Here is a 22,614-nt window from a genome sequence, read left to right on the forward strand (position 1 = left end):
GGCTAGTCCCCGATCCGATAGTCGAGGCCGGCCGAGCCGTTCGCCGGCACCGTGACCCGCCAGGTCTGGAGGCCGTCGATCCGCTCCAGCGGCGCGCTGGCGTTCCCGTAGTTGGTTTCCTGCGCGATGCCGATCGCCACCTCGACCGGCACGGGGAAGGGACTGGCGTTGGTCACCGTGATGTGGCGATCGGCACCGCGCGCGCTCTGCTCGGCGAGTATCTGGCGGCTGACGCCCGCCGTCAGCAGCGTCCTCTCACCCTTGGCGGTATCGCCGATCGTGCCGAGCCCGAGCAGCAGGCGCGCATCCTGACGCGGCGCGTAAAGCGCGGTCGTCCCCGCCGGAAGCGGAATGCCCAGCCCCTGCTTCTCCTCGTTGCGCATCCGCAGCACGATCGTGGCGGGAACGCCCTGCATCGCCATCCAGCTGAACAGCCGTATCCGGTAAAGTTTCTCGAACGCCACGCGGTGCTGGACGAGCAGCGCCACCTGCCTCTGCCCGTTAGGCGCGACATCGACCGTCTCGGGCACGCGGTAGAGCTTCAGATCGCCCAAATCCTCGGGCGGGGGCGGCGGCGGCGGGGGCGGTGCAGGCGCCATCAGCGCCATCGGTGCGAACCGGCGGGCGCCCGTCACCACGATGTCGTCTGCGGCTTCCTCGTCCCGATGATAGGGCTCGATCGTCGGCAGGTCCGACGTGGTGGTGCCGAGCGGGTAGCAGCGCAGCTGGAGCCGGCCCGCTTGCCCCGCTATCTCGCGGATATTCCGCCGCGAGACCCGGCCCGCCACGGCCTGCAGATCCGCCGAGGAATAAGCCTGCGCGTTACCGTCGGCGAGCGTCAGCCAGGCGAACAGATCGAGCGAGCGGCCATCGGGCGCGAGGTTGGCGACATAGCTCGCACTCCAGTCGAAGCCGCCGGCCAGGTAGGACAGGCTCACCGTCACGTCGGCCGCGTGCGGACTGCGGGTGAGCACGCTCAGCACCGGTTTGGCTGACAGCCCTGCCGGCACGCCATCGTAGCGCGGGCGTTCGGCGAGGCCGGCACAGCCCAGCGTCTCGATCCCGCTCTCGGTCTTCAGCACGACGCCGTTGGCGGGCCCGGCGACGATCGTCGCCTGCTCCTCACGGACCTTGCCGGTCTTGCGGTTGGTGCGGCGGATCGTCACCTCGCGGCCGAGCGTGCCGTCGATCAGCGCCGCCGGAGACAGCAGCTTCGCATCGCGGTTCTTCTCGATCGTGCCGCCGGGAAGCCCGGTGACGATCGCGCTCGCCGGGATGATGCCGTCCGAGACACCCTCGAACCGCAGCAAGGCATCGCCGGCCGGCAAATGGATCGTCCGCGTCTCGGTGATCAGCGCGAAGCCGCCGAGCCATTGCAGGTTCATCGCCTGCTGCCGTCCCCGCGTCGGATCGCGATAGACGGTGAGCGAAACATGATCCGGTGCCGGCGATTCCACCGTCGCGGCCGCCGGCATCGCGGCGGCGAGCAGCACCGCCAGGGCGAGCATCAGATGCGGGTTTCGTAGGTCGCGGTGACGATCGTCGTGCCGTTGGCGGGCGCCGGGACCTGCCAGACCTCGGTATCGGCGTCGTGATGCTCGCTCTTGAGGCTTTCGGCGGTGATACGGGTGTCGGTCCACCACCAGGGCACGCCGTCCTGCACCAGCTCGACGGTGACCGGCTTGTCCTTCGCGTTGGTGACGGTGTAGCGCATGGTCGTGCGCCAGCGGTCGGCAGAGAGCCGCGTCCGGTCGATTACGGTGGGCTGTACCTTTACGTCGAAGGCATCGCCGGTGCGGATCACGAGATCGGAGCCCTGCGGTGTGTGGTCGATATGGTTCTCCCCGATGAACTGGGGTTGGCCGCGCGCGTCGCGCATATAGACGCGCACCGTGCCGGCAGGCAGAGCATCGCCGAGGCCGCCCTTCGAGGCATTCGAGAATTTGAGCACGCTCGACGCGCTCTGCGGCTGATCCGCACTGTCGTTCCACTGCGCGTGATAGATATAGCCACTGGTCGCGGGCGCGCCCTTCACGTCGAGGAAGCTGACCTGTTTGGTCTGCTTGTCGGCGATCGTGGTGCGCTCGGGCAGCGGATAGAGATAGAAATCGCCGAGCTGCTCGCGCGCCGCCGTTTCCGTGCCAGCACGGCGCAGCGGCGCGACGACGGGGCGCGGGCGGTAGATGTTCGGGTTAGTATCGTCCCCGCTTTGCCCGACCTCGCCCGCAACCAACAGGGTCTTCGCATTGTAGAAGGAGGTACCGCTGATGTTGCGCAGCGTCACCCAGCCCTGCACGTCGATAGTACCGGCCTTCTCGTCGAACAGCGCGACATAATCGGCGCTCCAGCCAAGCCCACCGGAGAGGTAGGAAAGCGTCACCGGCCGCGCCCCGGCGCGGCTGCTGGCGAGGCTGACGGAAAGCGTTGGACGCGCGCGCAGGCTGTCCGGCACCTTGTCGAAAATGGCCCGGACGGGGAGGCCGTCGTCGCGCAGCACCTCGATCTTGTCGCCGACCTGCAGCACCACGCCGCCGTTGACCGCCAGCACCTTGGCGCGCTCGGTTGTCTCGGCGCCGGTGCCGGGGTTGGTGCGCACCAGCGTGATGGTCTCGCCCACCGCCTTCTGCATCAGGCTGGAGGGGCTGAGCAGATCGTAGTCGAAATTCTGCTCGATCACCGTCGCATCGGGCGCCGCGAGGCTCACCGTCTCGGGCCGGATCGCGGCGGAGACGTCGGCGAACGCCTGCCGCGTGCGCCCTGACGGCAGATCGAGCCGCCGCACGTCCTGCACCAGCGCCAGATCGTTCGAATAGATGGTGACGGAGAGATCGCCCTGCGCGGTGCCGCCACTACCGGGCGGATCCTGCGGCGTGGGCTGGGCGATCGCCATCGACGGAGCCAGAATCAGGCTGGCCATAACTGCTCTACGCATACGCCTCTCCCTGTCTTGGTCGGGATCATGGCGGATTTCCAAAGGCAGGCAAGATGTCTTGAAGACGAGTGTGGCTCATTCCCTTTTAACCTTGATTGCCATACAGTCGTGCGACCGATCGTTTCGGGGATGGAATGTGAAGCCGGACGCCGCGTTGCCGCTCACCCACAGCTGGCCACTCTTCGAAAGCGAGCAGCGCTTCGATCTGGGGATGACCTTCAACGGCGGCGATGTGCCTCCGATCATGGACCAGCTCCGCCCGATCGCCGATGTCGGGCGCTGGGAATGCGATCTGAGCGACAACCGCCTCGCCTGGTCGCCGGCGGTCTATGCGCTGTTCGGCCTCCCGATCGGCACCGCCCCTGTCCGCGAGGCGGTGCTGCCCTTCTACGAGGAAGGCTCGCGCGCGCTGATGGAACGGCTTCGCGCCTACGCAATCCGCCACCGTCGCGGCTTCACACTCGACGCCGAATTGCGGCCGGCCGACGGCGGGCGTCGCTGGATGCGGCTGGTCGCGGCCCCGGTGATCGAGGACGGGCGCGTCGTCCGGTTGCTCGGCCTCAAGCGGGATCTCGCGAGTCCGTTCACCTGATCGTTGCACCACCCAGCCTTTTCGTCTTGATTGCCGTGCGACCGGTTCGGGACAGGGGTTTGTGATGATCAAGGGATGGCTGCTTTTCGCGTCCGCGCTCACCGCTCCGGCAGCGATTGCCGCGCCGCTGGATGTACCGGCCGCGAAGGCACAGATCGATGCCAGTCTGGCGAAGACCTATCCGGACCTCGAAACGCTCTACAAGGATCTCCATAGCCATCCCGAACTGGCGTTTCAGGAGACCCGGACCTCGGCGCTCCTCGCCGCGCGGATGCGCAAGCTCGGCTTCACCGTCACCGAGCATGTCGGCAAGACCGGCATCGTCGCGATCTACAAGAACGGCCCCGGCCCGGTGGTGCTGGTCCGCACCGAACTCGATGCGCTCCCGGTCGAGGAGAAGACGGGCCTGCCCTATGCGAGCACGATGCAGACGACCGGCGCGGACGGCAAGACCACCTTCGTCGCGCATGCCTGCGGCCATGACAGCCACATGGCCTGGTGGATCGGCACCGCCGAGGCGCTGCTCGCGATGAAGGGCCAATGGCACGGCACCTTGATGTTCGTCGGCCAGCCCGCCGAGGAGATCGTCGCGGGCGCCAAGGCGATGCTCGCCGACGGGCTGTTCACGAAGTTTCCCAAACCGGATTACGGCTTCGCCGCGCATGTCGGGCCGACCGAGATCGGGCATGTCGACGTGAAGCAGGGCATCGTCACATCGGCGTCGGACACAATCTTGATCACCTTCAAGGGCGTTGGCGCGCACGGATCGATGCCGGACAAAAGCATCGATCCGATCGTCGAGGGAGCGCATTTCGTCGACGACGTCCAGACTGTGATCAGCCGCCAGAAGGACCCGCAGAAGTTCGGCGTGGTGACGGTCGGCTCGTTCAACGCCGGCACCGTCGCCAACATCATCCCGGACCATGCCGATCTGCAGCTGACGCTCCGCTCCTACGAACCGGACGTGCGCAAGGTGCTCAACGACGGCGTGGTGACCACGGCCAACGCCGTGGCCGAAATGGCACATGCCCCGGCACCCGACATCAGGCATCCGTTCGCTGCGAATCCGGTGCACAATGACAGCGCGCTGGCCGCCGACATGTCGGCCGTGCTCAAGCCCGCGCTCGGCGACGCGAACGTCGCGCTGGTGCCCGCGGAGAAGCCCGGCTGGACAGCGAGCGAGGATTATTCGGAATTCGTCGACGCCGGCATGCCGCACTCGGTCTATTTCAGCATCGGCGGCTACGCGCCCGAGACGATCGCGCGATACAAGGCGGAAGGAAAGCCGCTGCCGGTCAACCACTCGCCATATTTCGCGCCGGACCCCGAACCGACCATCCGCACCGGCGTGGAGATCCTGACGCTGGCCGTACTGAGCGTCACCCGCAGCAAATGACCGTGCGTACGATCAGAAATGATGCGTGCAGAGCGCGATCAGCAGGATGATGGGAATGGGAATCCCGATCACATAAAGGAGGATCGACCGCATTTCTTGCTCCCTGAAGGCTTTGATTCCCGCTCAACGCCTTCCGCAGCAAAAGTCTCCCGCTCAGCCGTAAGCGCGCGGTTTCTCGACATAGGCCATCAGTTCGCCGCCGAGGGTCAGCGGATCGAACGGCTTGATCACCACCCCGTCGACGCCGCGCTTGCGATAGGTCGCGATCTCGCGCTGGCCGACCTTCGCCGTCATCAGCACGAAGGGCATCCGCTTCAACCCCTCCCGCTGCAGGATGTCCAGGATCTGCAGGCCGTTCAGACCGGGCATCATCAGATCGCTCACGATCAGGTCGGGCCGCAGCGACCCGGCCTTGATCTGACGGATCGCCTCGTCGCCCTCCTCGATGTGGCGCGCCGCGATGCGCGGATCGAGCGCCAGCGCCAGCAGGGTGATCTGGGCGATGTCCCAATCATCCTCGATCAGCAGGATTTCGGTTTCGGGCATGATCCTATCCCACCTTCGCGGTGCGGCTGCCGACGCGCATGCCGGCATGCCGATCGATCCAGTCGCGGCGACCGCGATCGCCACCCAGCTGCGTGCGGTCGAACGGGCCAAGCTCGTCCCAGTTTCCCTCGGGTCGCAGCAGCAGCATGGGGTCCGCGCCGAAACGGATCGCATCGTTCGAGGGTTCCAGATCGAGCACGATCTCACGGTAGGGGATATCGGCGAAACTGAAATCCTTTCCGCCCATGTCGCGCCAGCCAAGGCTGCCCCACAGCGGCACGAGATCGGCACGCGAATGGGCATAGAGCTTCCGATAGCCCTTGCGCCGACAATGCTCGACGCCGGTGCGCACAAGCTGGCGGGTCAAGCGGTGGCGGCGATATTCCTTGCGCACCGCAACCCGCTCGATCTTGGCGAAATCGCCGAACCAGCGGATGCGCAGGCATCCCGCCGCATCGCCGTCGACCGTGGCGAGCAGATGGGTCGCGCAGAAATCGTTGCCGTCGAACTCTTCTTCGTAAAGCGGGAATTGCTCGGCCATGTAGACGGTGGAGCGCACCGCGAAGACGCGGGCGATATCCTCCATGCTGCGCGCGACCTGAACCTTGATCTCGGGCCGGCGCAGCTTCACCGCCGGCAGCGCCACCAGCAACCAGTCAGGGGCGGACGGATAGAGTTCGCTGGCATGCTGGAAACCGATCGCCGCCTGCATGCGCGAGGAGACCTGCGTCACGCCGCGCGAGAAGATCGGGATATCCTCGCCCGCCATCTCGTCCATGTGGCCGATCAGCCGCATGCACTGGCCGATCTGCCGGGGCGCCCACACCAGCCAGATATAGAGCGCCGCCGCCTGCTGACCGGGACGTGCCAGCCATGCCACCTCCGGCTGGCGCCCGGAGAGGCGGCCATCGACGATGGCGGCCGCCCCCGCATCGTTGAGCCGCATGAACGCGATCAGCTGCCGCGCGCCACCCTCACTCGGCTCGGTGATGCGGAACTGCGCAGGATCGACCGACCACACCGCATCGACGGCACGATCGTCGGCCAGCGTCATCGTCTCGCGCGCAATGGCGAGGATATCCGCAACCTCCTGCCGCGTCGCCGGGCGGATCGGACGGTTTTCGGCGTGATCGGCCCAGCGATAGAAGACAGGCTCGAACCTGTACCCCGCCGACATCTCCAATCCGGTCGCGCGCGCCACGTTGCTCATGATTCCGCTCTCGATCCGTGCTAAAAGTTAACGCGGAGCATAATCATGGCCGTGACGGCGCAGGATATGGAGATTGCTGAAAGCGGTGTTCAACCGCTGAACACCCGAAGCCCCGGCCGATTGCCGGACGGCATCCGGTGGGACGATCTGCGTGTCGCGCTGGTGCTCGAAGAGGCGAAGAGTTTCCGCCAGGCGGCAGAGAAGATCGGCGTCACCATCAATACCGTGCGCGCCCGGCTCGACCGGCTCGAGGCGGCGGTCGGGCTCCGCCTGTTCCGGCGCTCGCCCAAGGGCGTGACGGCGACCGCCGCCTGCATCGATCTGCTGTCTGCCGCGAAACAGATCAGCAAGGGGCTGGACTCGCTCGATATCGACGATACGCCGCCGCTCATCGTACCCGGAGAGATCCGGATCGGCGCGAGCGAGGCGCTCGGCGTGTTGTGGCTCGCACCCAGGCTCGGCGCACTGCAGGATCGGCTGCAATCGCGCGCCGTGCACCTCAACTGCTCCTACGATCTCGAACGCGATCGCAGCTTCGAGGTGGATATCGAGGTGGGGTTCCGCCGTTCGGAAAATCCGGACCGGATCTGCGCGCGGCTGGCGACGACCCATTTCATGCTGTTCGCCTCGCGCGCCTATCTGGCGAGGATGGGCACGCCTCGGACGCTCGGCGAACTTACCAGCCATCGACTCGTGGCGCAGATCGCTCCGGGCGTGAATTCGCAGATCCTCGATTTCCTGGTGGGCACCGGGCATGAGATGAAAGTCACGCCGCTCCGCATGAACTCCGGAATGGCGCTGCTCACCGCGATCGAGCGGGGCGAGGGCATCGCGCTGATGCCGACCTACGTGATGGCCCTGAGCCGGGGGCTGGTGCCGCTCGATCTGCCTGTCCAGCTGCGCTTCGACATCTTCCTCACCTACGCCGCCGATCTGCGCAACACGCGGCCGATCGTGGAGACGGTGCGCTGGCTGCGCGAAATCTTCCAGCCTGCGGACCAGCCCTGGTTTGCGGAGCCGTTCGTCCACCCGGATGCGATGACGGATGCCATCGCGCGGATGACCGAGGACGAATTGGATTCCGGCATCCGCTGACGCCGAAAAATTGCCGAGGGCGCCGCTGTGCGGTTATGCTGGTGGCATGCCCGACAGCCTGATCCTCGCCGCGCGTAATGCCCTGAACGCCGGCCAGCTCCGTGATGCGACGGACATCGCGAACAATGCTCTGGAGCGGCACGCACAGTCGATCGACGCGCTCGAAATCCTCGCGCTCGCGGCGATGCAAGCGGGCAATCTCGCAGATGGGAACGCCGCGTCCGCCAGATCCTCTCGATCGCGCCGGACGCGGGCTGGGCACGGATGGACCTCGCGCGCCTGCTGCTCGAAGCCGGGCGACCGGAGGAAGCCGAAGCAGAGACGAGGGGCGCGCTTGCACATGATCCCCGCAATACCGAAGCCCTGCCCTTTCTTCCCCGAGCGCCGAAAAGAAAAAGGGCAACCCTTCGACAAGCTCAGGGCGAACGGTGGATGAGTCAGCGTCTCGCCGGCATCAGCGACGGCGGGAGCCTTGGCTTCACCACCTCGCGCAGCACGAAACCAGATTCCATCCGCACCACGCCCGGCAGGTGCGACAATTCCGACCGATGGATCTCCGCGAAATGATCGAGCGAGCGCGCCAGCACCGTCACCAGATAGTCGTCGGTGCCGGACATCAGATCGCACCGTACCACCGAAGGGCTCTCGATCACCGCCCGTTCGAACGCTTCCAGCGCCTCCGCGCTCTGGCTGCCGAGCGCGATCTTGATGTGGACGATAGTGCCATGCCCCAGCCGCCTGAGGTCCAGCTTCGCCTCGTAGCCGGCGATGACGCCCGCCTCCTCCATCGCCGCCTGCCGCCGGGCGATGGCGGTGGGCGACCGGCCGACGGCCTCCGACAGCGCGTTCTGCGTTATACGTCCGTTGCGCGAGAGTTCGGCGAGAAGCTGCCAGTCGAGCGCGTCGAGGGAAGCTAGGGATTCCTGCATGGATGATCGCCTTCACGAAGAATATCGGCGCACATAGCAGCATCTGTCGCCGACTTCGCCGGGAAACAGCGTGCGTTTCGATATATCCTGTGCCCAACCCATTAGGAGACACCACCATGCTCGTCGGCGTTCCCAAGGAAATCAAGAATCACGAATATCGCGTTGGCCTGACCCCGGGCGCGATCCGCGAATATGTCGCCGCCGGCCACACGGCGATCGTCGAGACCAATGCCGGCGCCGGCATCGGTGCGTCCGACGACGTCTATCGCGCCGCCGGTGCGGACATCGTCGACACCGCCGAGGAAGTCTTCGCGCGCGCCGAAATGGTTGTGAAGGTGAAGGAGCCGCAGCCCTCCGAATGGGTGCAGCTGCGCGAGGGCCAGATCCTCTTCACCTACCTCCATCTCGCTCCCGATCCCGAGCAGGCCAAGGGCCTGATGGCGTCCGGCGTCACCGCCGTCGCCTACGAGACCGTTACCGACGCGACCGGCGGCCTGCCCCTGCTCGCGCCGATGAGCGAAGTCGCCGGGCGCCTCTCGATCGAAGCGGCGGGCACCGCTCTCAAGGCGGTCTCCGGCGGGCGCGGCCTGCTGCTCGGTGGCGTGCCGGGCGTGCAGGCGGCGCGAGTCGTGGTGCTGGGCGGCGGCGTGGTCGGCACGCATGCGGCGCGCATGGCGGCGGGCCTCGGCGCCGAAGTCACGATCATCGATCGCTCGATTCCGCGCCTGCGCCAGCTCGACGAGCTGTTCCACGGCCGGGTCCGCACCCGCGTGTCGACCATCCAGTCGATCGAGGACGAGATCGCCGAGGCCGATGTCGTGATCGGCGCGGTGCTGGTGCCGGGCGCCTCGGCCCCGAAGCTGGTGACCCGCCCGATGCTCGGCCTGATGAAGCCGCGCGCGGTGCTGGTCGACGTCGCGATCGACCAGGGCGGCTGCTTCGAGACGAGCCACGCGACCACGCATGCCGACCCGACCTACGAGGTGGACGGCATCATCCACTATTGCGTCGCCAACATGCCGGGCGCCGTGCCGCTGACCTCCAGCCACGCGCTCAACAACGCGACGCTGCCTTATGGCCTCGCGCTGGCGCAGGACGGCGTGAAGGCGTTCGACACCAATCCGGGCCTGAAGGAAGGCCTGAACGTGCAGGGCGGCCATATCGTCAACAAGGTGGTGGCCGATAGCCTTCACTTCGCCTGAGCGACACATTCTATCCCGTTCGCACTGAGCGAAGTCGAAGTGCGGGCTGCAAGCGATACCGCCTGTGGCCCGTCCTTCAACTTCGCTCAGGACGAACGGGGAATTTGATTGATCAGGGCAGATCCATCCAGTCGCTCTCCCCACCGATCGGATCGCCGGGCGGGACGTCGACATTGCGGGGACGATCCGCCAGCAGCCGCTCGCGCTCCTGCGGATCGAGCAGCTGGCGCGAGAGGCTCGACGCCCAGGCGGTATCCCCCGCATCGCCGTGACGCTTCGCCAGCGCCCCGGCGACATCGTGGACATGGGCATCGAGGATCGCCGCGACCTCCGGCGAGGTGCCGGGCTTGCGGGCGGTCTGCGCCATCGTGACGATGGTGCGGTACGCGATGCGGCGGCTCAGCGCGTCAGTGCGATCCGGGAGCGTCGCCTCCAGCAGCCTATCGAGCAGCTCGCTGACGCCCAGTGCGTTCGGATCGGCGGCGTGCTGCACCTCAAGCCGGGCGAGCCGCGTCGGGGCGAGCAGCGCGTTGAGCGGGATTTCCGCGCCGACATCGGCCGCGACCAGCGGATCGAACACCGGGCCGCCGGCGCTCTGGAACAGCTCGATCTCGAACTGGCGGTTGTCGCTCCCGTTGCGCGGCGAGGACAATAGCGGGAGCAGCCCGGCCGGCACGCGCAGTTGTTCCGGCGAGAGTGTCGCCAGCACCGCCGACAGCGCCGCGCGCTGGCGATCCGGCGACACCGGCGGCGATTGCTCACGCCCGTCGCCGTTGACCGAATAAGCGAAATCCACCCCGCCGATCGATTTGGCCGCCGCCACCACCTCGTAGCGATGCAGCAGGTAGATCGGCACGAAACGGCGCTGAAGATCTGCCACCGGCTCGCCGGACGATAAGGCGCCCAGACCAAAGTTGTCGATCGCCGCACGCCGCACTGTCATCAGGCGGTCGAGCTCGGCGATCGGGTCCGCGCCGTCATCCCACAGCCCGGCCCATGGTTGAGCGGTGTCCGGCTTGCGGGCATTGTCGTCCTGCACGTAGCGCATGCCCGCCGCGACATCGGCCGCCGCCTTGGCGCTCGCCTCGGCATCGGTCCCGGCGCCATAGAGCCAGTCGACCGTCGCCTTGTCCCACGTGCCGATGCCGCGCGCATAGGCATCGGTCAGGTCCGGCCTGCCGTCAACCAGCCCGATGCGCGGCCCCGGATAGTCCATCACCGAGGCGCGATCCTGCGTGCTCGCCGCGAAATTATGCGCGAAGCCGAGCGAATGGCCGACCTCGTGCGCGCCCAGTTGCCGGATGCGGGCCAGCGCCACCTGCACCGGATCATTCGGCCCGCCCTGCCCGGTCTTCGCCGCGCCGAGAAGACCCTGGAAGATCAGGATATCCTGCCGCACCCGCTCGGAACCCAGCACCACCATGCCCTTGACGATCTCGCCGGTGCGCGGATCGACGATCTCCTGCCCGTAGGACCAGCCGCGCGTCGCGCGATCGTCCCAGTTCACGATATTGTAGCGCACGTCCATCGGATCGGCGCCCTCGGGCAGCAACTCAGCCTTGAAGGCATCAATATAGCCGGCGGCGTCAAACGCCTGGCCCCACCAGTTGATGCCTTCCAGCAGCGCCGATCGGATCGGCTCGGGCGCGGCGCGATCGAGATAGAAGATGATCGGCTTCTTCACCCGCGAACGCGCGGCGCCGGGATCGGTCTTTTCCAGCCGGAAGCGGTTGGCGAGATCGTGCACCACGTCCTGCCCCAGCGGAGCCCGGTAATCGACCACCTGCGTCGAGAAGCCGCCGATGCGCGGATCGAAGGCACGGGGCGTGAAGCCCGGCCCCGGCAAGCGCACGAAGCTGTGGTGGACGGTGAAGCTCACCTGGCGCGGATCGGGCGCGACGTTGGTCACCTCATCGCCCGGCGTGTCGGACGCATAGGTCTGGATCGCGTCGATCTCGAGATTGTCGGGGAAGAGCTTGACCGAGGCGGGATCGGCTGCGCTCAATTTATCGTCGAGCTTGAAGCCCTTGCCGGCGCCCTGTGGCGCGTCGCCGGTGCCGGCAGTGTCGCCTTCCTGCCCCAGCGATTTCGCGATACCGAGACGGTCGGCGGTGAGGAAGCTGGATATGTCGATCACGACCGATCCGTCGGGCAGCGTCGCGGCCACGTCGCCGGTCCAGACGATCGATGTCGCGAAGTCGCTGCTCGGCACGGCGACGCCGCCCGGAGAGCGGAAACGGGGATTCTCGAACTGCGCGATCACCTTCTTGCCGATCCGGCGGAAGGCGAGGATCTGCGTGTCCCCCACGCGCCCTCGATCGAGGAAGGTCGGCGCCGAGCCGAGCCCGGTGCGCAGCGCCGTCGAATAGAGATAGCGCGCCGACACACCATCGGCGGCGGCGGGCGGCAAGGTCAACAGGATGCACCCGCCGTTGCGATTGACATGGACGGGCAGCAGCCCGTCCATTGCGACCGTCCCGGCAAAGGGCGACGGCGCGGCCGGTGCGACGGCATGGGCCACGGGCGCGAGGGCGAGAACGGCAACGGCGGAAAGAAGAGCAAGACGCATGACGCCCCCGGTTTATGGCCCCCTTCCGCCACGATGGGGAAAGGGGGCGGCCGGGGCAAGCGCCTATCGCGCGCTCAACTGAGCACGATCACCGCGCCGCTGGTGCCATAGCCTTCGACGATCGGCGCGATCGCGATGTGGACGGGCCTTTCCTCCGCGCCATTGACGAGCAACCGGCTGTCCACCGATCGCGCGCCCTTGCCGGAAAGCACGTCCTCCATCGCTTCGGACACCTTCGTCCGCGCGGAGAGCGCCAGCAGATCGGTGGCGCGCACGCCCACGAGGCGGCCGGCTGTGAATCCCGCCATCCTCGCGAAACCCGCATCCGCCGTCTTGATCGTGCCGCGCATGCTGATCTGCGCGGTGCCGATCGCGCCGTGCGCCTCGATCGCCTCGCGCAGCGCGACGGCAGTGCGCTCCGCATGGTCCGCCTCATCCTCCTCGCCCGCCGGCCGCAGCGTCAGTGCCACGCCGTCCGGCCAGGGGAACACATGAACACGCAGCTTGCCACCGCCGTGTGGCGCGATCAGCCGGCCGTCCTCGCCGGAACGCAGCGTGCGGCGGAGCTGGCCGCCGACCGGGCCGTCCGCCAGCACCGGCATCGCCTCCGCGAAGGACAGCCCCACAAGCGTGTCGCGCGCATGGCCGAGCATCATCGCGCCCAATGCGTTGGCGCCGCGGATCATCAGATCGCCATCGAGCGCGACGAAGCCCGAATCGATCCGCTCGGCCAACAGATCGTGTTCGATCAGCGCCCGCTCGTCGTCGGACACCGGCTCGATGCTCGCCATCTGCTGCCACGCCGTAGCGGAGACGAGCACGCATCGCGGCCGGCCATGATGCGTAACAATCAAAGGCCCCTGAGCAGTGCGATCCTGCCACATTCCGAAGTTTCGCGTGATTTCCGCGGCCGACACGAACCGCGGAGCCTGCCGTTCCAGCATGACGCCCGTCCTCCTCCCCCAAACGCTGACGACAGTTTGGTGAACGGACGTGAACGCCGCAATCGAAGGCGTCTCCGATTTGCGCGTAATCTGCGTGAAACTGCGCGGAAGCGGAGATACCCGGCTCTCACCGGCCCCGGTCCATGTTGGCGGCATGGTTCGACTGCCCCTCTTCTCTACCGCATGCACCGGTTGGCGCGATGCGCGCGGCACGGCGTTGGTCGAGATGGCGATCACGCTGCCCATGCTGCTGATGCTGCTGATGGGGATCGTCTCCTATGGCGACTGGATGCTGATCGCGCACGGCGTCCAGCAGGCGGCAAACGACGCGGCGCGCGCCTCGATCGCCGGACTCACCAGCGCCGAGCGGGCGAGCATCGCGCAGACCACGATGCAGACCACCCTGCGGCGGGCGGGCACGCTCGATCCGTCCCGCGCCACGCTCTCGGTGGATGACGACGGCACCACCCTCGTGGTGCGGCTGCGCTACGATGCGAACGCCGATCCGCTGCTCCACCTCACCTTCGTGCCGATGCCCAGCGCGCAGATTCAGCGCAACGCGGCGATCCGGCTCGACAGCCTCTGAGGCCCACCCATGGTCCGCTGGCTCAAACGATTCCGCCGCGATCGGCGCGGCGCCGTCACCATCATCGCAGCTGGGTCGCTGATCGCCTTGCTCGCCGCCACCGCGCTGGCGGTGGACATGGGCTCGGTCTATCTCAACGGCCGCCGCCTGCAGGGCGCCGCCGACGCGGCCGCGCTCGCGGCAGCAGGCTCGTCCGACGCCAACGGCGCGGCGCGGCTGGCGCTCTCCTCCAACGGCGTCGCCGATGCGCAGGTCTCCGCGCTGACGCGGGGCAGCTATACGCCCGATGCCGCGCTCACCCCCGTGCAACGCTATGTAGCGGGCGCGAACCCGGCCAATGCCGCGCAGGTGACGCTGGGGCAGGACGTGCCGCTGTTCTTCGCGCGCGCGATCACCGGGCATGCGACGACCCGGATCGCGGCCAAAGCCACCGCCGTGCGGATCGACTATGCGGCTTTCTCGATCGGTTCGCGCCTCGCATCGGTACAGGGCGGGCTACCCAATGCGCTGCTTTCCGCGCTGGCCGGCACCAGCCTCAACCTCTCGGTGATGGACTACAATGCGCTGGTCGGCGCCGATATCGACATTCTGCAGTTTTCGGACGCGCTGCGCACACAGCTCCGCCTGAGTGGTGCCACCTTCGGCCAGACCCTGAACACCAGTATCACGCTGCCGCAAGCGCTGACCGCGCTGGCAAGTGTCACTCCGGACGGCAATGCCGCCGCCGCGCTCCGCCGGATCGCGCTGCAGGTCTCGCCCGTCACCGTCCGCCTCTCCGACCTCATCGATCTCGGCCCCTATGCGGGCCAGGATCATGCCGATCCGGATACCGCCATCCGGGTGGACGGCTATTCCGTCCTGCGCGAGTTGCTTCAGCTTTCCAACGGCCAGCGGCAGGTGGCCGTGAATCTCGGCCTGTCATTGCCCGGCGTGACGAGCACCACGCTCACGCTGGCGATCGGCCAGCGGCCATCCCATTCGCCGTGGCTGGCGATCACGCAGGCCGGTGGCACCATCGTGCGGACCGCGCAGGCACGGCTCTATCTCGATTCGCGGGTGGGCGGCGTCGCGACGCTGGGCATCGCCTCGCTGCGCGTGCCGATCCTGATCGAGCTGGCCGAGGCGCAGGCGAAGCTCGACACGATCTCCTGTCGGGGCGGCCAATCCAACGCATCGGTGACGCTCGATGCGCTACCCTCGGTCGGTTCGATCGCGATCGCCGATATCGACACATCCACGCTTGGCGACTTCACGAAGACGCCAGTGGAGAATCGCGCGCTCCTCGCCCACGCGCTGCTGCTCGACGTCACCGCCAAGGCTCATGTCGATCTGGGCGGCGTGACGTGGCAGCAGGTCGCCTTCTCGGCCTCCGACATCAGCGCCGGCCGTGTTCGTACCATCTCAACCGGCGACATCCTGCAGGGCGTCGCCACCTCGCTCATGAAGAAGATGGATCTGCAGGTGAATGTGCTCGGCATCGGCGTGAACGCGTCCGCCGCCACGCAACTCGTCGGTGCGGTTCTCACTCCGCTTTCGCCCGCGCTGGACGGGCTTGTCGATCAGCTGACCGGGCTGCTCGGCGTCCATGTCGGCCAGGCGGATCTTCGCGTCGACGGCGTCCGCTGCGGCAAACCGACCCTGGTCGCCTAATAGCCCATCAGGCTGAGCACTTCCTGTCGGCTGCGCTCGTCGTCGCGGAACACGCCGAGCATCCGGCTTGTCACCATGCCGACGCCGGGCGTGCGCACGCCGCGTGCTGTCATGCAGGCGTGGCTCGCCTCGATCACCACGGCGACGCCGGCCGGCTGGAGCTTCTCCCAGATGCAGTCCGCCACCTCGGCGGTAAGGCGCTCCTGCACCTGCAGCCGCCGCGCGAAGCCCTGTAGCACGCGCGCCAGCTTGGAGATGCCGACCACCCGGTCCTTCGGCAGATAGGCGATCGACGCCTTGCCGATGATCGGCGCCATGTGATGCTCGCAATGCGACTGGAAGGGGATGTCCTTCAGCAGCACCACGTCGTCGTAACCGCCCACTTCCTCGAAGGTGCGGGCGAGGTGATGGCCGGGATCGTCCGCATAGCCCGCGCAATATTCCTTCCAGGCCCGTGCGACGCGCTTGGGTGTGTCGAGCAGGCCCTCGCGGGTGGGATCGTCGCCCGACCAGCGGATCAGCGTGCGGATCGCGTCCGCCACTTCGTCCGGCACCGGGATCTTGGCTTCGTCGGCGAACAGGTCGCCGTCCTCGGGATCGTGCGTCATGCTGCGCGATGTGGAGGCTCGGGCCGCCTGGCACAATAAAGAAAAGGGTGGCGACCCGGAAGGATCGCCACCCGGACACGCAACGCTACCGAAAACTCAGCCGTGCAGCTTTGCCGCGGTCTCGGCGACCAGCTTGCCCTGGAAGCGGGCGGCGTCGAGCTCTTCGGCGTGCGGCTGGCGCGAGCCGTCGGCCCCCGCAATCGTCGTCGCGCCGTAGGGCGCGCCGCCCTTCACCTCGTCGGTGCCCATCTGGCCCTGGAAGCTGTAGGGCAGGCCGACGATGACCAGCCCGAAATGCAGCAGGTTGGTGATGATCGAGAAGAGCGTCGTCTCCTGCCCGCCATGCTGGCTGCCGGTGGAGGTGAAGGCCGCGCCGACCTTGCCGTTGAGCTTGCCTGCTGCCCACAGGCCACCCGCCTGATCGAGGAACGCCGCCATCTGCGAGGACATGCGGCCGAAGCGCGTGCCCGTGCCGACGATGATCGCGTCGTAATCCGCCAACTCGGCGATGGTGGCGACCGGGGCCTTCTGGTCCAGTTTGAAGTGCGCGCCCCTGGCGATCTCCTCGGGCACCGTCTCGGGCACGCGGCGGATCGCCACCTCGGCGCCACCGGCGCGCGCGCCCTCGGCCATCGCCTCGGCCATCTGCTCGATGTGGCCGTAGGAGGAATAATAGAGGACCAGAACCTTCGCCATGATCGTGTCTCCCGAATTTGCTCGCCCGAAGGCGCTGAACACGGAGGCGATCTAGCGATCCCGGTCATGGGCTGGGACCCGGATAAAACAGGATCGAACGTTCGAGATTCTGGAAAAGTTGGTGGCCCCAGAGGGATTCGAACCCCCGACCTGCGGTTTAGGAAACCGTCGCTCTATCCTGCTGAGCTATGGAGCCACTCCGGCGCGGAGCGTTAGGCGAGCCGCTCCGAACGGTCAATTGTCGCGCGCCGGGTCCCGCACCGGGAAGGGCAAGGGCGCGACCGGAACGCCTTCCTCTATGAGCTTCTTCGCCTCGGTAGGCGTGGCCTGACCGTGGATCAGCCGCTCCTCGGAATCGCCGGCGTGGATCGCGCGCGCTTCCGACGCGAAGCGGTCGCCGACATCCTCGGATTTCGCCAGCATCCGGCGCTGCGCCATCATCATCGCCTGCATCACCTGCTTGGGATCGGGCGCGGCGTTGCTGCGGGTGCCGGAAATGCGCGGAGCCATCGGCGCCTTGTCCACTGCGCCGTCTCCGCAGATCGGGCAGGAGACGAGCTTGCGCGCACGCTGGTCGTCATAGTCGGCCTGGCTGCCGAACCACGCTTCGAACACGTGGCCGCCCGCGCAGGCGAGGTCGAAGACGATCATGCCCGCGCGACCTCGGGGATCGGACGGCGATGCTTCAGCGCGGGGATACGCGTGCGGATGTCGTGGAGCTTCGCCAGATCGATCTCCGCGAAGCCCACACCGGGCGTCTCGCCCATGTCGAGCAGCACCTCGCCCCACGGATCGATCACCAGCGAGTGGCCGTAGGTGGAGCGGCCGTCCTCGTGCGTGCCGGTTTGCGCCGCGGCAATGACGAAGCAGCCTGCCTCGATGGCGCGGGCGCGAAGCAGGACGTGCCAGTGCGCCTGCCCGGTCGGTAAGGTAAAGGCGGCGGGCGCGGCGAGAATTTCGGCCCCGGCATCGCTCAGCGCGCGGTAGAGATCGGGGAAACGCATGTCGTAGCAGATCGAGAGACCGAGGCGACCGGCTGGCGTCGCCGCCACCACCGCTCCCTCGCCCGGCGCATAAGCCGCCGATTCCCGCCAGCTCTCGCCGGTCGGCAGATCGACATCGAACAGATGGAGCTTGTCGTAGCGCGCCCGGACCGCGCCCGCATCGTCGATCAGGAAGCCGCGATTGACGTAACGGATCTCCTCCCCTCCCGGCCGCAGCGCAAGCGATCCGAGATGCACCCACAAGCCGAGCCGGGCAGCCGCCTCGCGCGCGGCTATAAGCACCCGGTCCTCGTCCTCGCCCACGATCGAGCCGGCCGCACGCTTGCGGTCGCGATCGAGCAGGCCGGTCATCTCGGGGGTGAACAGCATCGCCGCCCCGCCCGCCCTCGCCGCCTCCATGCCCGCTACGAGCGCGGCGCCGTTGGCGGCGGGATCGATCCCGCTGGTCATCTGAAGGATTGCGACGCGCATCGGCTCAGGCAGCCAGCAGCCTGTCCAGATCGCCCGAGGCGTTCAGCGCGGCGAGATCGTCCGATCCGCCGATGTGCCTGCCGTCGATGAAGATCGAGGGGACGGTCGTGTGATTCGGCGCCCGCTCCAGCATTTCCTTGCGGTCGGGGCCACCCATGGTGATGTCGATCTCCTTGAAGTCGATGCCCTTCTCGCCGAGCAGCGCCTTGGCGCGCGCGCAATAGGGGCAGAACATCTTGGTGTACATCTCGACCTTGGGCACGGGGAAGCTCCTTCGTTTCCACCGAACTGTGGATGCGTCACGCGATTGTCAACGTTGCGCCTCGTCCTCGCGGAGCACGCGCGCCCAGCAAAGAAGCCGAACCTCCGCTGCGCCCGCGCGCTTGAGCGCCCTGGCGCAGGCATCAGCGGTGGCACCGCTGGTATAGACGTCGTCGACCAGCAGGATGGTGCGGCCCCTCACCATCGCCTTGTCCGCGACCGCGAAGACGCCCGCCACCGCCTTGGCGCGGGCCTTGCGGCCGAGGCCGCGGAGCACCGGCGTCGCCTTGGTGCGCACCAGCAGGTCGGGGCTGCAGGCCAGGCCCGATCGCTCGGCCACGCCGCGCGCGATCAGCAGCGCCTGGTTGTAGCCGCGCGACCACAGTCGCCAGCGATGCAGCGGCACAGGCACCAGCAAGGAGCCCGGCGGCGCATCGCCCACCAGCCGCGCCATGTGATAGGCCATCGTGCGCGCGACGCCCGGCCGGCCGCCATATTTGAGACGCAGCGCCACCGTCCGCGCGACGTCGCCATAGGCAACGGCGGCGGCAGCGCGATCGAAGGCCGGCGGATGGGCGTGGCAGGCCCCGCACAGCGCTTCATCTCCGAGGTCATGTGGCAGCGGCACGGCGCAGCGCGCGCAGGCGGGTGGTCCGAGAAACTCCAGCGCCTGCCAGCAGTCGACGCAAAAGCGGTGATCGCCATCGACGATCAGCCCGCAGCCCGGGCAGCGCGGCGGCAGCACGAAATCGAGGCTCGCCCCCCAGGCGGACCGAAGCAGACGCGTCGCGGTGGCGGCCATGCACCCCTTGTCCGCCGCAGGCGCACGTTGCACAAGCCCGGCATGAATTCCCCGCTTCCCGAACCGTTCGATCGACGCCGCCGCCGCGCGCGCCGGGACCGGGCGCTTTCCCGCTTCGCCCATCACGGCTTTCTCACCCATCACATGGCGGACGAACTACTGGCTCGGCTCGAGGCGGTCGATCGACGCTTCGGGCGCGCCCTCGTCATTGGTGCGGGTGACGATCGACTGGCGGCGGCGCTGGAGGCCAAGGGCATGACGGTGATCGTCGCCGAAGCCGGCTTCGCCGCCGCCCGGGCCGCCGGTGGGGTGCAATGCGACGAGGATCGCCTGCCCTTTGCCGATGGGGCGTTCGATCTGGTGATGTCGACGGGCGTGCTCGACAGCGTCAACGACCTCCCCGGCGCGCTGGTGCTGGCGCGTCGCGTGCTCCAGCCCGACGGGTTGTTCATGGCCGGCTTTTTGGGCGCCGGCAGCCTGCCCAGGCTGCGCGCGGCAATGCTGCAAGCGGATTTCGCCGGCGGCGGCGGGGTCGCGGCGCGCATCCATCCGCAGATCGACGTGCGATCGGCCGGAGACCTGCTGGCGCGCGCCGGCTTCGCGCTGCCGGTTTCGGACGGCGAGGCTTTGGAGGCGCGTTACCGCGATCTCGGCGGGCTGCTGGCGGACCTTCGCTTCGGGGCGCAGGGGGGCGTGCTGGCGGGCACTCGCCCTCCGCTCAGTCGCATCCAGGCGGCAGCGGCACATGGCGCCTTCCTGGCGGAAGCCGACGAGGATGGCCGAGTCACCGAGACGTTCGAGATCGTCTATCTGATCGGATGGGCGCCCGACGAATCGCAGCCGAAGCCCGCGCGGCGCGGAAGCGCGGTCGCGTCGCTGGCGAGCGCGCTGAAGGCGAAAAGCTAGACCAGCGCTTCCAGCAGCCCGATCAGCGGTCGATCGGGCGCCGGCATGTCGAGGCGGTGCAGTTCCACCGGCCGCACCCATTTGAGCGCCGCCGCTTCCAGCGGTTGCGGCAGGCCCTTCCACTTGCGGCAGACGTGGAGCAGCAGGAGAAGGTGTCGCTCTCCCAGCGGCTCGCTGGCGAAGGCGGCGGGGGCGAGGCAGGCCGCCTCGACATCGATGCCCAGTTCCTCGCGCAATTCGCGGATCAGCGCGGCGGCCGGCGTTTCACCGGCTTCGATCTTACCGCCGGGAAACTCCCAAAGCCCCTTGAGCGCACCGCTCGATCGCTGCTGGACCAGCACACGCCCATCCGCGTCGATCAGCGCGACGGCTGAAACCAGCAGCAAAGGCGAAAAGGCATCCATCGGCTAAAGTCCCATTCGGTCAGGCCGCACCGGCCCGCTCCCCCACCCGGCCTCCCAAACAGCGTATCCTAAATGGGAGGCCGGGTGGGGGCGGGCCGGTGACGATAAGAATGCGCTCTTTTCGCGCATTCTCGAAAGGCCACTAAACCTTCGTTAAGCCAAAACGAATAGTCCCGAATCGGGAACGTGGAATTTGACAGGGGACGTGTGTGCGCAAGATTCGGGAGCTCGCGCGCGATCAGAAAGGCGGGACGCTCATCGAATATGGGCTGATCCTCGCCCTGATATTCGTCGTGATGATGGTGGCGGTCCACGCGCTGGCGATCCAGGTCGTCGGCACGATCAATCACGTCAAGAACGAGGTCGTCAACGCCAGTGCTGTTTAATGTCGCGTTTACGATAGATTCTTCGTTTTCCGCTTCTCCACTTAAACATTTAGCAACCCCGTTCCGCTTAAACCCAGTCTTGCCGAGCCCAAGGGGGCAAAGCCGGGTAGTGTTACGGACGAAGACGTAGGAGAATTTCATGCGCAAGTTTCTGAAGAACAACAAGGGCGCCACCGCGATCGAGTACGGCCTGATCGCCGCCCTCATCGCCGTTGCCGCGATTTCCGCGATGTCGGCCCTCGGCACGAAGCTGAAGAACACCTTCACCAACGTGTCGACCGCGATGAGCTCGACCGTCTCGTAAGAGACGATCTAACTCAGATCGAATGCGGCGGGCGGCGTATCCTCGGATACGCCGCCCGTTTCGCGTTTGGGGTATTCAATCCACCTCCGTTCGGCCTGAGCGAAGTCGAAGGCCATGCGAGGCCCAGCTGCACTTCGACTTCGCTTAGTGCGAACGGACCTTGGAAGGTGAAGCTCAGCCGATCGCGAGGAACTTGTCGCGGCGGCGGCGGCGGACTTCCTCCGCCGCCAGCGACGTCAGCGCGTCCAGCTCCTCGCCGAGCGCCTTGCCGAGCGCAGTGACCGCCGCCTGCGCGTCGCGATGCGCGCCACCCATCGGCTCCGGGACGATGCGATCGACGATGCCGAGCTTTTCCAGATCCTGCGCGGTGATTTTCATCGCGTCGGCCGCGTCGGCCGCCTTCTCGGCAGTGCGCCACAGGATCGAGGCGCAGCCTTCGGGCGAGATCACCGAATAAACGGCATGCTCGAACATCAGCACGCGATTCGCCGCCGCCAGCGCGATCGCGCCGCCCGATCCCCCCTCACCCACGATCGCCGACACCATCGGCACGCCAAGCGCGAGGCACGCCTCAGTGGAGCGCGCGATCGCCTCCGCTTGCCCGCGCTCCTCGGCCTGCACGCCGGGGAAGGCGCCTGAGGTGTCGACCAAAGTCACCACCGGGATGCCGAAGCGGTCGGCCAGCGCCATCAGGCGGATCGCCTTGCGATAGCCTTCGGGCTTGGCCATGCCGAAATTGTGCCTGAGGCGGGTCGCGGTGTCGTCGCCCTTCTCGTGGCCGATCACCATCACCTTGCGTCCGCCGATCCGGCCGAGCCCGCCGATGATCGCCTGGTCGTCGGCGAAGGCGCGATCGCCGGCCAGCGGCATGAAATCGTCGACGAAGCCGGCGATATAATCTTTGAGGTGCGGGCGCTGCGGATGGCGCGCGACCTGCGTCTTCTGCCACGGCGTGAGCTTCGCATAGGTGTCGCGCAGCATCTTGTCGGCCTTGGCCTCGAGCTTGCCGACCTCCGCCTCGATATCGAGCGAGCCCGAATCGGCGGTGTCGCGCAGCTCCGCCACGCGGGTTCGCAGCTCGGCGATGGGCTTTTCGAAATCGAGGAACATCATCGGCAAGG

The 22,614-nt window shown here is 67.4% G+C and carries 24 protein-coding genes, 1 tRNA gene and 1 pseudogene; 10 read left to right on the forward strand and 16 right to left on the reverse strand.

Features of this window, described 5'->3' with window-relative positions:
- Window positions 1-2: 2 nt before the first annotated feature.
- Both HZF05_RS03720 and HZF05_RS03725 read right to left on the reverse strand, forming a co-directional pair.
- On the reverse strand, window positions 3-1,508 hold the full coding sequence (locus HZF05_RS03720) for a DUF4139 domain-containing protein (protein WP_160366347.1): 1,506 nt from the start codon (window positions 1,506-1,508) through the stop codon (window positions 3-5).
- Window positions 1,508-2,932: a DUF4139 domain-containing protein gene (locus HZF05_RS03725; RefSeq protein ID WP_160366348.1), complete on the reverse strand. Its 1,425-nt coding sequence runs from the start codon at window positions 2,930-2,932 to the stop codon at window positions 1,508-1,510. Before HZF05_RS03725 ends, HZF05_RS03720 begins: the two co-directional genes overlap by 1 nt.
- 136 nt (window positions 2,933-3,068) lie before the next feature.
- On the opposite strand from HZF05_RS03725, the gene HZF05_RS03730 reads away from it, so the two are divergent.
- Entirely contained in the window at window positions 3,069-3,524 is a 456-nt protein-coding gene (locus tag HZF05_RS03730) for a hypothetical protein (RefSeq protein ID WP_343046824.1), read from the forward strand.
- A 64-nt stretch (window positions 3,525-3,588) separates the two neighbouring features.
- Entirely contained in the window at window positions 3,589-4,920 is a 1,332-nt protein-coding gene (locus tag HZF05_RS03735) for an amidohydrolase (protein WP_160366349.1), read from the forward strand.
- A gap of 153 nt (window positions 4,921-5,073) precedes the next feature.
- Here HZF05_RS03735 and HZF05_RS03740 read toward each other — a convergent pair whose 3' ends face one another.
- Window positions 5,074-5,466, reverse strand: a complete 393-nt coding sequence (locus HZF05_RS03740) for a response regulator (protein WP_160366350.1) — start codon at window positions 5,464-5,466, stop codon at window positions 5,074-5,076.
- Between the two features lie 4 nt (window positions 5,467-5,470).
- Window positions 5,471-6,676: a GNAT family N-acetyltransferase gene (locus tag HZF05_RS03745; RefSeq protein ID WP_160366351.1), complete on the reverse strand. Its 1,206-nt coding sequence runs from the start codon at window positions 6,674-6,676 to the stop codon at window positions 5,471-5,473.
- 45 nt (window positions 6,677-6,721) lie between these two features.
- Here HZF05_RS03745 and HZF05_RS03750 point away from each other — a divergent pair, with 45 nt between their 5' ends.
- Both HZF05_RS03750 and HZF05_RS22370 read left to right on the forward strand, forming a co-directional pair.
- Window positions 6,722-7,771 carry a LysR family transcriptional regulator gene (locus HZF05_RS03750; protein ID WP_160366352.1) on the forward strand — a complete coding sequence of 350 codons (1,050 nt, stop codon included), beginning with the start codon at window positions 6,722-6,724 and terminating at the stop codon, window positions 7,769-7,771.
- Window positions 7,772-7,999: 228 nt separating this feature from the next.
- Window positions 8,000-8,119, forward strand: a pseudogene (locus HZF05_RS22370) (tetratricopeptide repeat protein); the annotation flags it as partial.
- Between the two features lie 89 nt (window positions 8,120-8,208).
- Here the strand turns inward: HZF05_RS22370 and HZF05_RS03760 are convergent.
- Window positions 8,209-8,700, reverse strand: a complete 492-nt coding sequence (locus HZF05_RS03760) for an Lrp/AsnC family transcriptional regulator (protein ID WP_160366353.1) — start codon at window positions 8,698-8,700, stop codon at window positions 8,209-8,211.
- Window positions 8,701-8,816: 116 nt separating this feature from the next.
- On the opposite strand from HZF05_RS03760, the gene ald reads away from it, so the two are divergent.
- The gene (gene ald / locus HZF05_RS03765) at window positions 8,817-9,902 is read left to right on the forward strand and encodes an alanine dehydrogenase (RefSeq protein ID WP_160366354.1); all 1,086 of its coding nucleotides are present in this window, start codon (window positions 8,817-8,819) and stop codon (window positions 9,900-9,902) included.
- A 112-nt stretch (window positions 9,903-10,014) separates the two neighbouring features.
- Here the strand turns inward: ald and HZF05_RS03770 are convergent, their stop codons facing one another.
- Both HZF05_RS03770 and HZF05_RS03775 read right to left on the reverse strand, forming a co-directional pair.
- Entirely contained in the window at window positions 10,015-12,471 is a 2,457-nt protein-coding gene (locus HZF05_RS03770) for a zinc-dependent metalloprotease (RefSeq protein ID WP_160366355.1), read from the reverse strand.
- Window positions 12,472-12,545: 74 nt separating this feature from the next.
- Window positions 12,546-13,262: a PAS domain-containing protein gene (locus HZF05_RS03775; protein WP_220129695.1), complete on the reverse strand. Its 717-nt coding sequence runs from the start codon at window positions 13,260-13,262 to the stop codon at window positions 12,546-12,548.
- Between the two features lie 202 nt (window positions 13,263-13,464).
- Here HZF05_RS03775 and HZF05_RS03780 point away from each other — a divergent pair, with 202 nt between their 5' ends.
- Together HZF05_RS03780 and HZF05_RS03785 are read left to right on the forward strand one after the other, a co-directional pair.
- Window positions 13,465-14,001 (forward strand): TadE/TadG family type IV pilus assembly protein, encoded by a 537-nt coding sequence (locus HZF05_RS03780; protein WP_343046825.1) that lies wholly within the window; start codon window positions 13,465-13,467, stop codon window positions 13,999-14,001.
- Between the two features lie 9 nt (window positions 14,002-14,010).
- Window positions 14,011-15,651 carry a pilus assembly protein TadG-related protein gene (locus tag HZF05_RS03785; RefSeq protein WP_160366357.1) on the forward strand — a complete coding sequence of 547 codons (1,641 nt, stop codon included), beginning with the start codon at window positions 14,011-14,013 and terminating at the stop codon, window positions 15,649-15,651.
- Here the strand turns inward: HZF05_RS03785 and folE are convergent.
- The 7 genes from folE to HZF05_RS03820 all read right to left on the reverse strand — a co-directional run bounded on the left by folE (window position 15,648) and on the right by HZF05_RS03820 (window position 19,493).
- On the reverse strand, window positions 15,648-16,259 hold the full coding sequence (folE, locus tag HZF05_RS03790) for a GTP cyclohydrolase I FolE (protein ID WP_160366358.1): 612 nt from the start codon (window positions 16,257-16,259) through the stop codon (window positions 15,648-15,650). The genes HZF05_RS03785 and folE overlap by 4 nt on opposite strands.
- 96 nt (window positions 16,260-16,355) lie before the next feature.
- Window positions 16,356-16,955: an NAD(P)H:quinone oxidoreductase gene (gene wrbA, locus HZF05_RS03795; protein WP_160366359.1), complete on the reverse strand. Its 600-nt coding sequence runs from the start codon at window positions 16,953-16,955 to the stop codon at window positions 16,356-16,358.
- Window positions 16,956-17,074: 119 nt separating this feature from the next.
- Window positions 17,075-17,151: transfer RNA gene (locus tag HZF05_RS03800), tRNA-Arg, on the reverse strand.
- A gap of 38 nt (window positions 17,152-17,189) precedes the next feature.
- Window positions 17,190-17,606 (reverse strand): DUF1178 family protein, encoded by a 417-nt coding sequence (locus HZF05_RS03805; protein ID WP_160366360.1) that lies wholly within the window; start codon window positions 17,604-17,606, stop codon window positions 17,190-17,192.
- Entirely contained in the window at window positions 17,603-18,430 is an 828-nt protein-coding gene (locus tag HZF05_RS03810; protein WP_160366361.1) for a carbon-nitrogen hydrolase family protein, read from the reverse strand. The genes HZF05_RS03805 and HZF05_RS03810 overlap by 4 nt, the downstream gene beginning before the upstream one ends.
- A 4-nt stretch (window positions 18,431-18,434) precedes the next feature.
- Window positions 18,435-18,692 carry a glutaredoxin 3 gene (gene grxC / locus HZF05_RS03815; RefSeq protein ID WP_160366362.1) on the reverse strand — a complete coding sequence of 86 codons (258 nt, stop codon included), beginning with the start codon at window positions 18,690-18,692 and terminating at the stop codon, window positions 18,435-18,437.
- A gap of 48 nt (window positions 18,693-18,740) precedes the next feature.
- Window positions 18,741-19,493: a ComF family protein gene (locus HZF05_RS03820; RefSeq protein ID WP_160366363.1), complete on the reverse strand. Its 753-nt coding sequence runs from the start codon at window positions 19,491-19,493 to the stop codon at window positions 18,741-18,743.
- A 42-nt stretch (window positions 19,494-19,535) separates the two neighbouring features.
- Here HZF05_RS03820 and HZF05_RS03825 point away from each other — a divergent pair, with 42 nt between their 5' ends.
- Window positions 19,536-20,399 carry a class I SAM-dependent methyltransferase gene (locus HZF05_RS03825; RefSeq protein ID WP_160366364.1) on the forward strand — a complete coding sequence of 288 codons (864 nt, stop codon included), beginning with the start codon at window positions 19,536-19,538 and terminating at the stop codon, window positions 20,397-20,399.
- Here the strand turns inward: HZF05_RS03825 and HZF05_RS03830 are convergent.
- Window positions 20,396-20,803, reverse strand: coding sequence for a (deoxy)nucleoside triphosphate pyrophosphohydrolase (locus HZF05_RS03830; RefSeq protein WP_160366365.1), 408 nt, complete (start codon window positions 20,801-20,803; stop codon window positions 20,396-20,398). The genes HZF05_RS03825 and HZF05_RS03830 overlap by 4 nt on opposite strands.
- A 209-nt stretch (window positions 20,804-21,012) precedes the next feature.
- On the opposite strand from HZF05_RS03830, the gene HZF05_RS03835 reads away from it, so the two are divergent.
- Window positions 21,013-21,189: a Flp family type IVb pilin gene (locus tag HZF05_RS03835; RefSeq protein ID WP_181638787.1), complete on the forward strand. Its 177-nt coding sequence runs from the start codon at window positions 21,013-21,015 to the stop codon at window positions 21,187-21,189.
- A gap of 139 nt (window positions 21,190-21,328) precedes the next feature.
- Entirely contained in the window at window positions 21,329-21,493 is a 165-nt protein-coding gene (locus HZF05_RS03840) for a Flp family type IVb pilin (RefSeq protein ID WP_160366366.1), read from the forward strand.
- A gap of 174 nt (window positions 21,494-21,667) precedes the next feature.
- On the opposite strand, the gene HZF05_RS03845 is transcribed toward HZF05_RS03840, so the two are convergent.
- Window positions 21,668-22,606 (reverse strand): acetyl-CoA carboxylase carboxyltransferase subunit alpha, encoded by a 939-nt coding sequence (locus HZF05_RS03845; protein WP_160366443.1) that lies wholly within the window; start codon window positions 22,604-22,606, stop codon window positions 21,668-21,670.
- Between the last annotated feature and the right edge of the window lie 8 nt (window positions 22,607-22,614).

The organism is Sphingomonas chungangi, assembly GCF_013778325.1.
Lineage (GTDB): Bacteria > Pseudomonadota > Alphaproteobacteria > Sphingomonadales > Sphingomonadaceae > Solisphingomonas > Solisphingomonas chungangi.

Bases quoted from the DNA above. Each gene is read 5' to 3' on its own strand.
- HZF05_RS03775 (WP_220129695.1), bottom strand. From the start codon at position 13,262: ATGGCGAGCATCGAGCCGGTGTCCGACGACGAGCGGGCGCTGATCGAA.
- HZF05_RS03735 (WP_160366349.1), top strand. From the start codon at position 3,589: ATGATCAAGGGATGGCTGCTTTTCGCGTCCGCGCTCACCGCTCCGGCA.
- HZF05_RS03745 (WP_160366351.1), bottom strand. From the start codon at position 6,676: ATGAGCAACGTGGCGCGCGCGACCGGATTGGAGATGTCGGCGGGGTAC.
- ald (WP_160366354.1), top strand. From the start codon at position 8,817: ATGCTCGTCGGCGTTCCCAAGGAAATCAAGAATCACGAATATCGCGTT.
- HZF05_RS03760 (WP_160366353.1), bottom strand. From the start codon at position 8,700: ATGCAGGAATCCCTAGCTTCCCTCGACGCGCTCGACTGGCAGCTTCTC.
- HZF05_RS03810 (WP_160366361.1), bottom strand. From the start codon at position 18,430: ATGCGCGTCGCAATCCTTCAGATGACCAGCGGGATCGATCCCGCCGCC.
- HZF05_RS03770 (WP_160366355.1), bottom strand. From the start codon at position 12,471: ATGCGTCTTGCTCTTCTTTCCGCCGTTGCCGTTCTCGCCCTCGCGCCC.
- wrbA (WP_160366359.1), bottom strand. From the start codon at position 16,955: ATGGCGAAGGTTCTGGTCCTCTATTATTCCTCCTACGGCCACATCGAG.
- HZF05_RS03720 (WP_160366347.1), bottom strand. From the start codon at position 1,508: ATGCTCGCCCTGGCGGTGCTGCTCGCCGCCGCGATGCCGGCGGCCGCG.
- folE (WP_160366358.1), bottom strand. From the start codon at position 16,259: ATGACGCACGATCCCGAGGACGGCGACCTGTTCGCCGACGAAGCCAAG.
- HZF05_RS03840 (WP_160366366.1), top strand. From the start codon at position 21,329: ATGCGCAAGTTTCTGAAGAACAACAAGGGCGCCACCGCGATCGAGTAC.
- HZF05_RS03725 (WP_160366348.1), bottom strand. From the start codon at position 2,932: ATGCGTAGAGCAGTTATGGCCAGCCTGATTCTGGCTCCGTCGATGGCG.
- HZF05_RS03805 (WP_160366360.1), bottom strand. From the start codon at position 17,606: ATGATCGTCTTCGACCTCGCCTGCGCGGGCGGCCACGTGTTCGAAGCG.
- HZF05_RS03830 (WP_160366365.1), bottom strand. From the start codon at position 20,803: ATGGATGCCTTTTCGCCTTTGCTGCTGGTTTCAGCCGTCGCGCTGATC.
- HZF05_RS03740 (WP_160366350.1), bottom strand. From the start codon at position 5,466: ATGCCCGAAACCGAAATCCTGCTGATCGAGGATGATTGGGACATCGCC.
- HZF05_RS03825 (WP_160366364.1), top strand. From the start codon at position 19,536: ATGAATTCCCCGCTTCCCGAACCGTTCGATCGACGCCGCCGCCGCGCG.
- HZF05_RS03785 (WP_160366357.1), top strand. From the start codon at position 14,011: ATGGTCCGCTGGCTCAAACGATTCCGCCGCGATCGGCGCGGCGCCGTC.
- HZF05_RS03820 (WP_160366363.1), bottom strand. From the start codon at position 19,493: ATGGCCGCCACCGCGACGCGTCTGCTTCGGTCCGCCTGGGGGGCGAGC.
- HZF05_RS03750 (WP_160366352.1), top strand. From the start codon at position 6,722: ATGGCCGTGACGGCGCAGGATATGGAGATTGCTGAAAGCGGTGTTCAA.
- HZF05_RS03845 (WP_160366443.1), bottom strand. From the start codon at position 22,606: ATGATGTTCCTCGATTTCGAAAAGCCCATCGCCGAGCTGCGAACCCGC.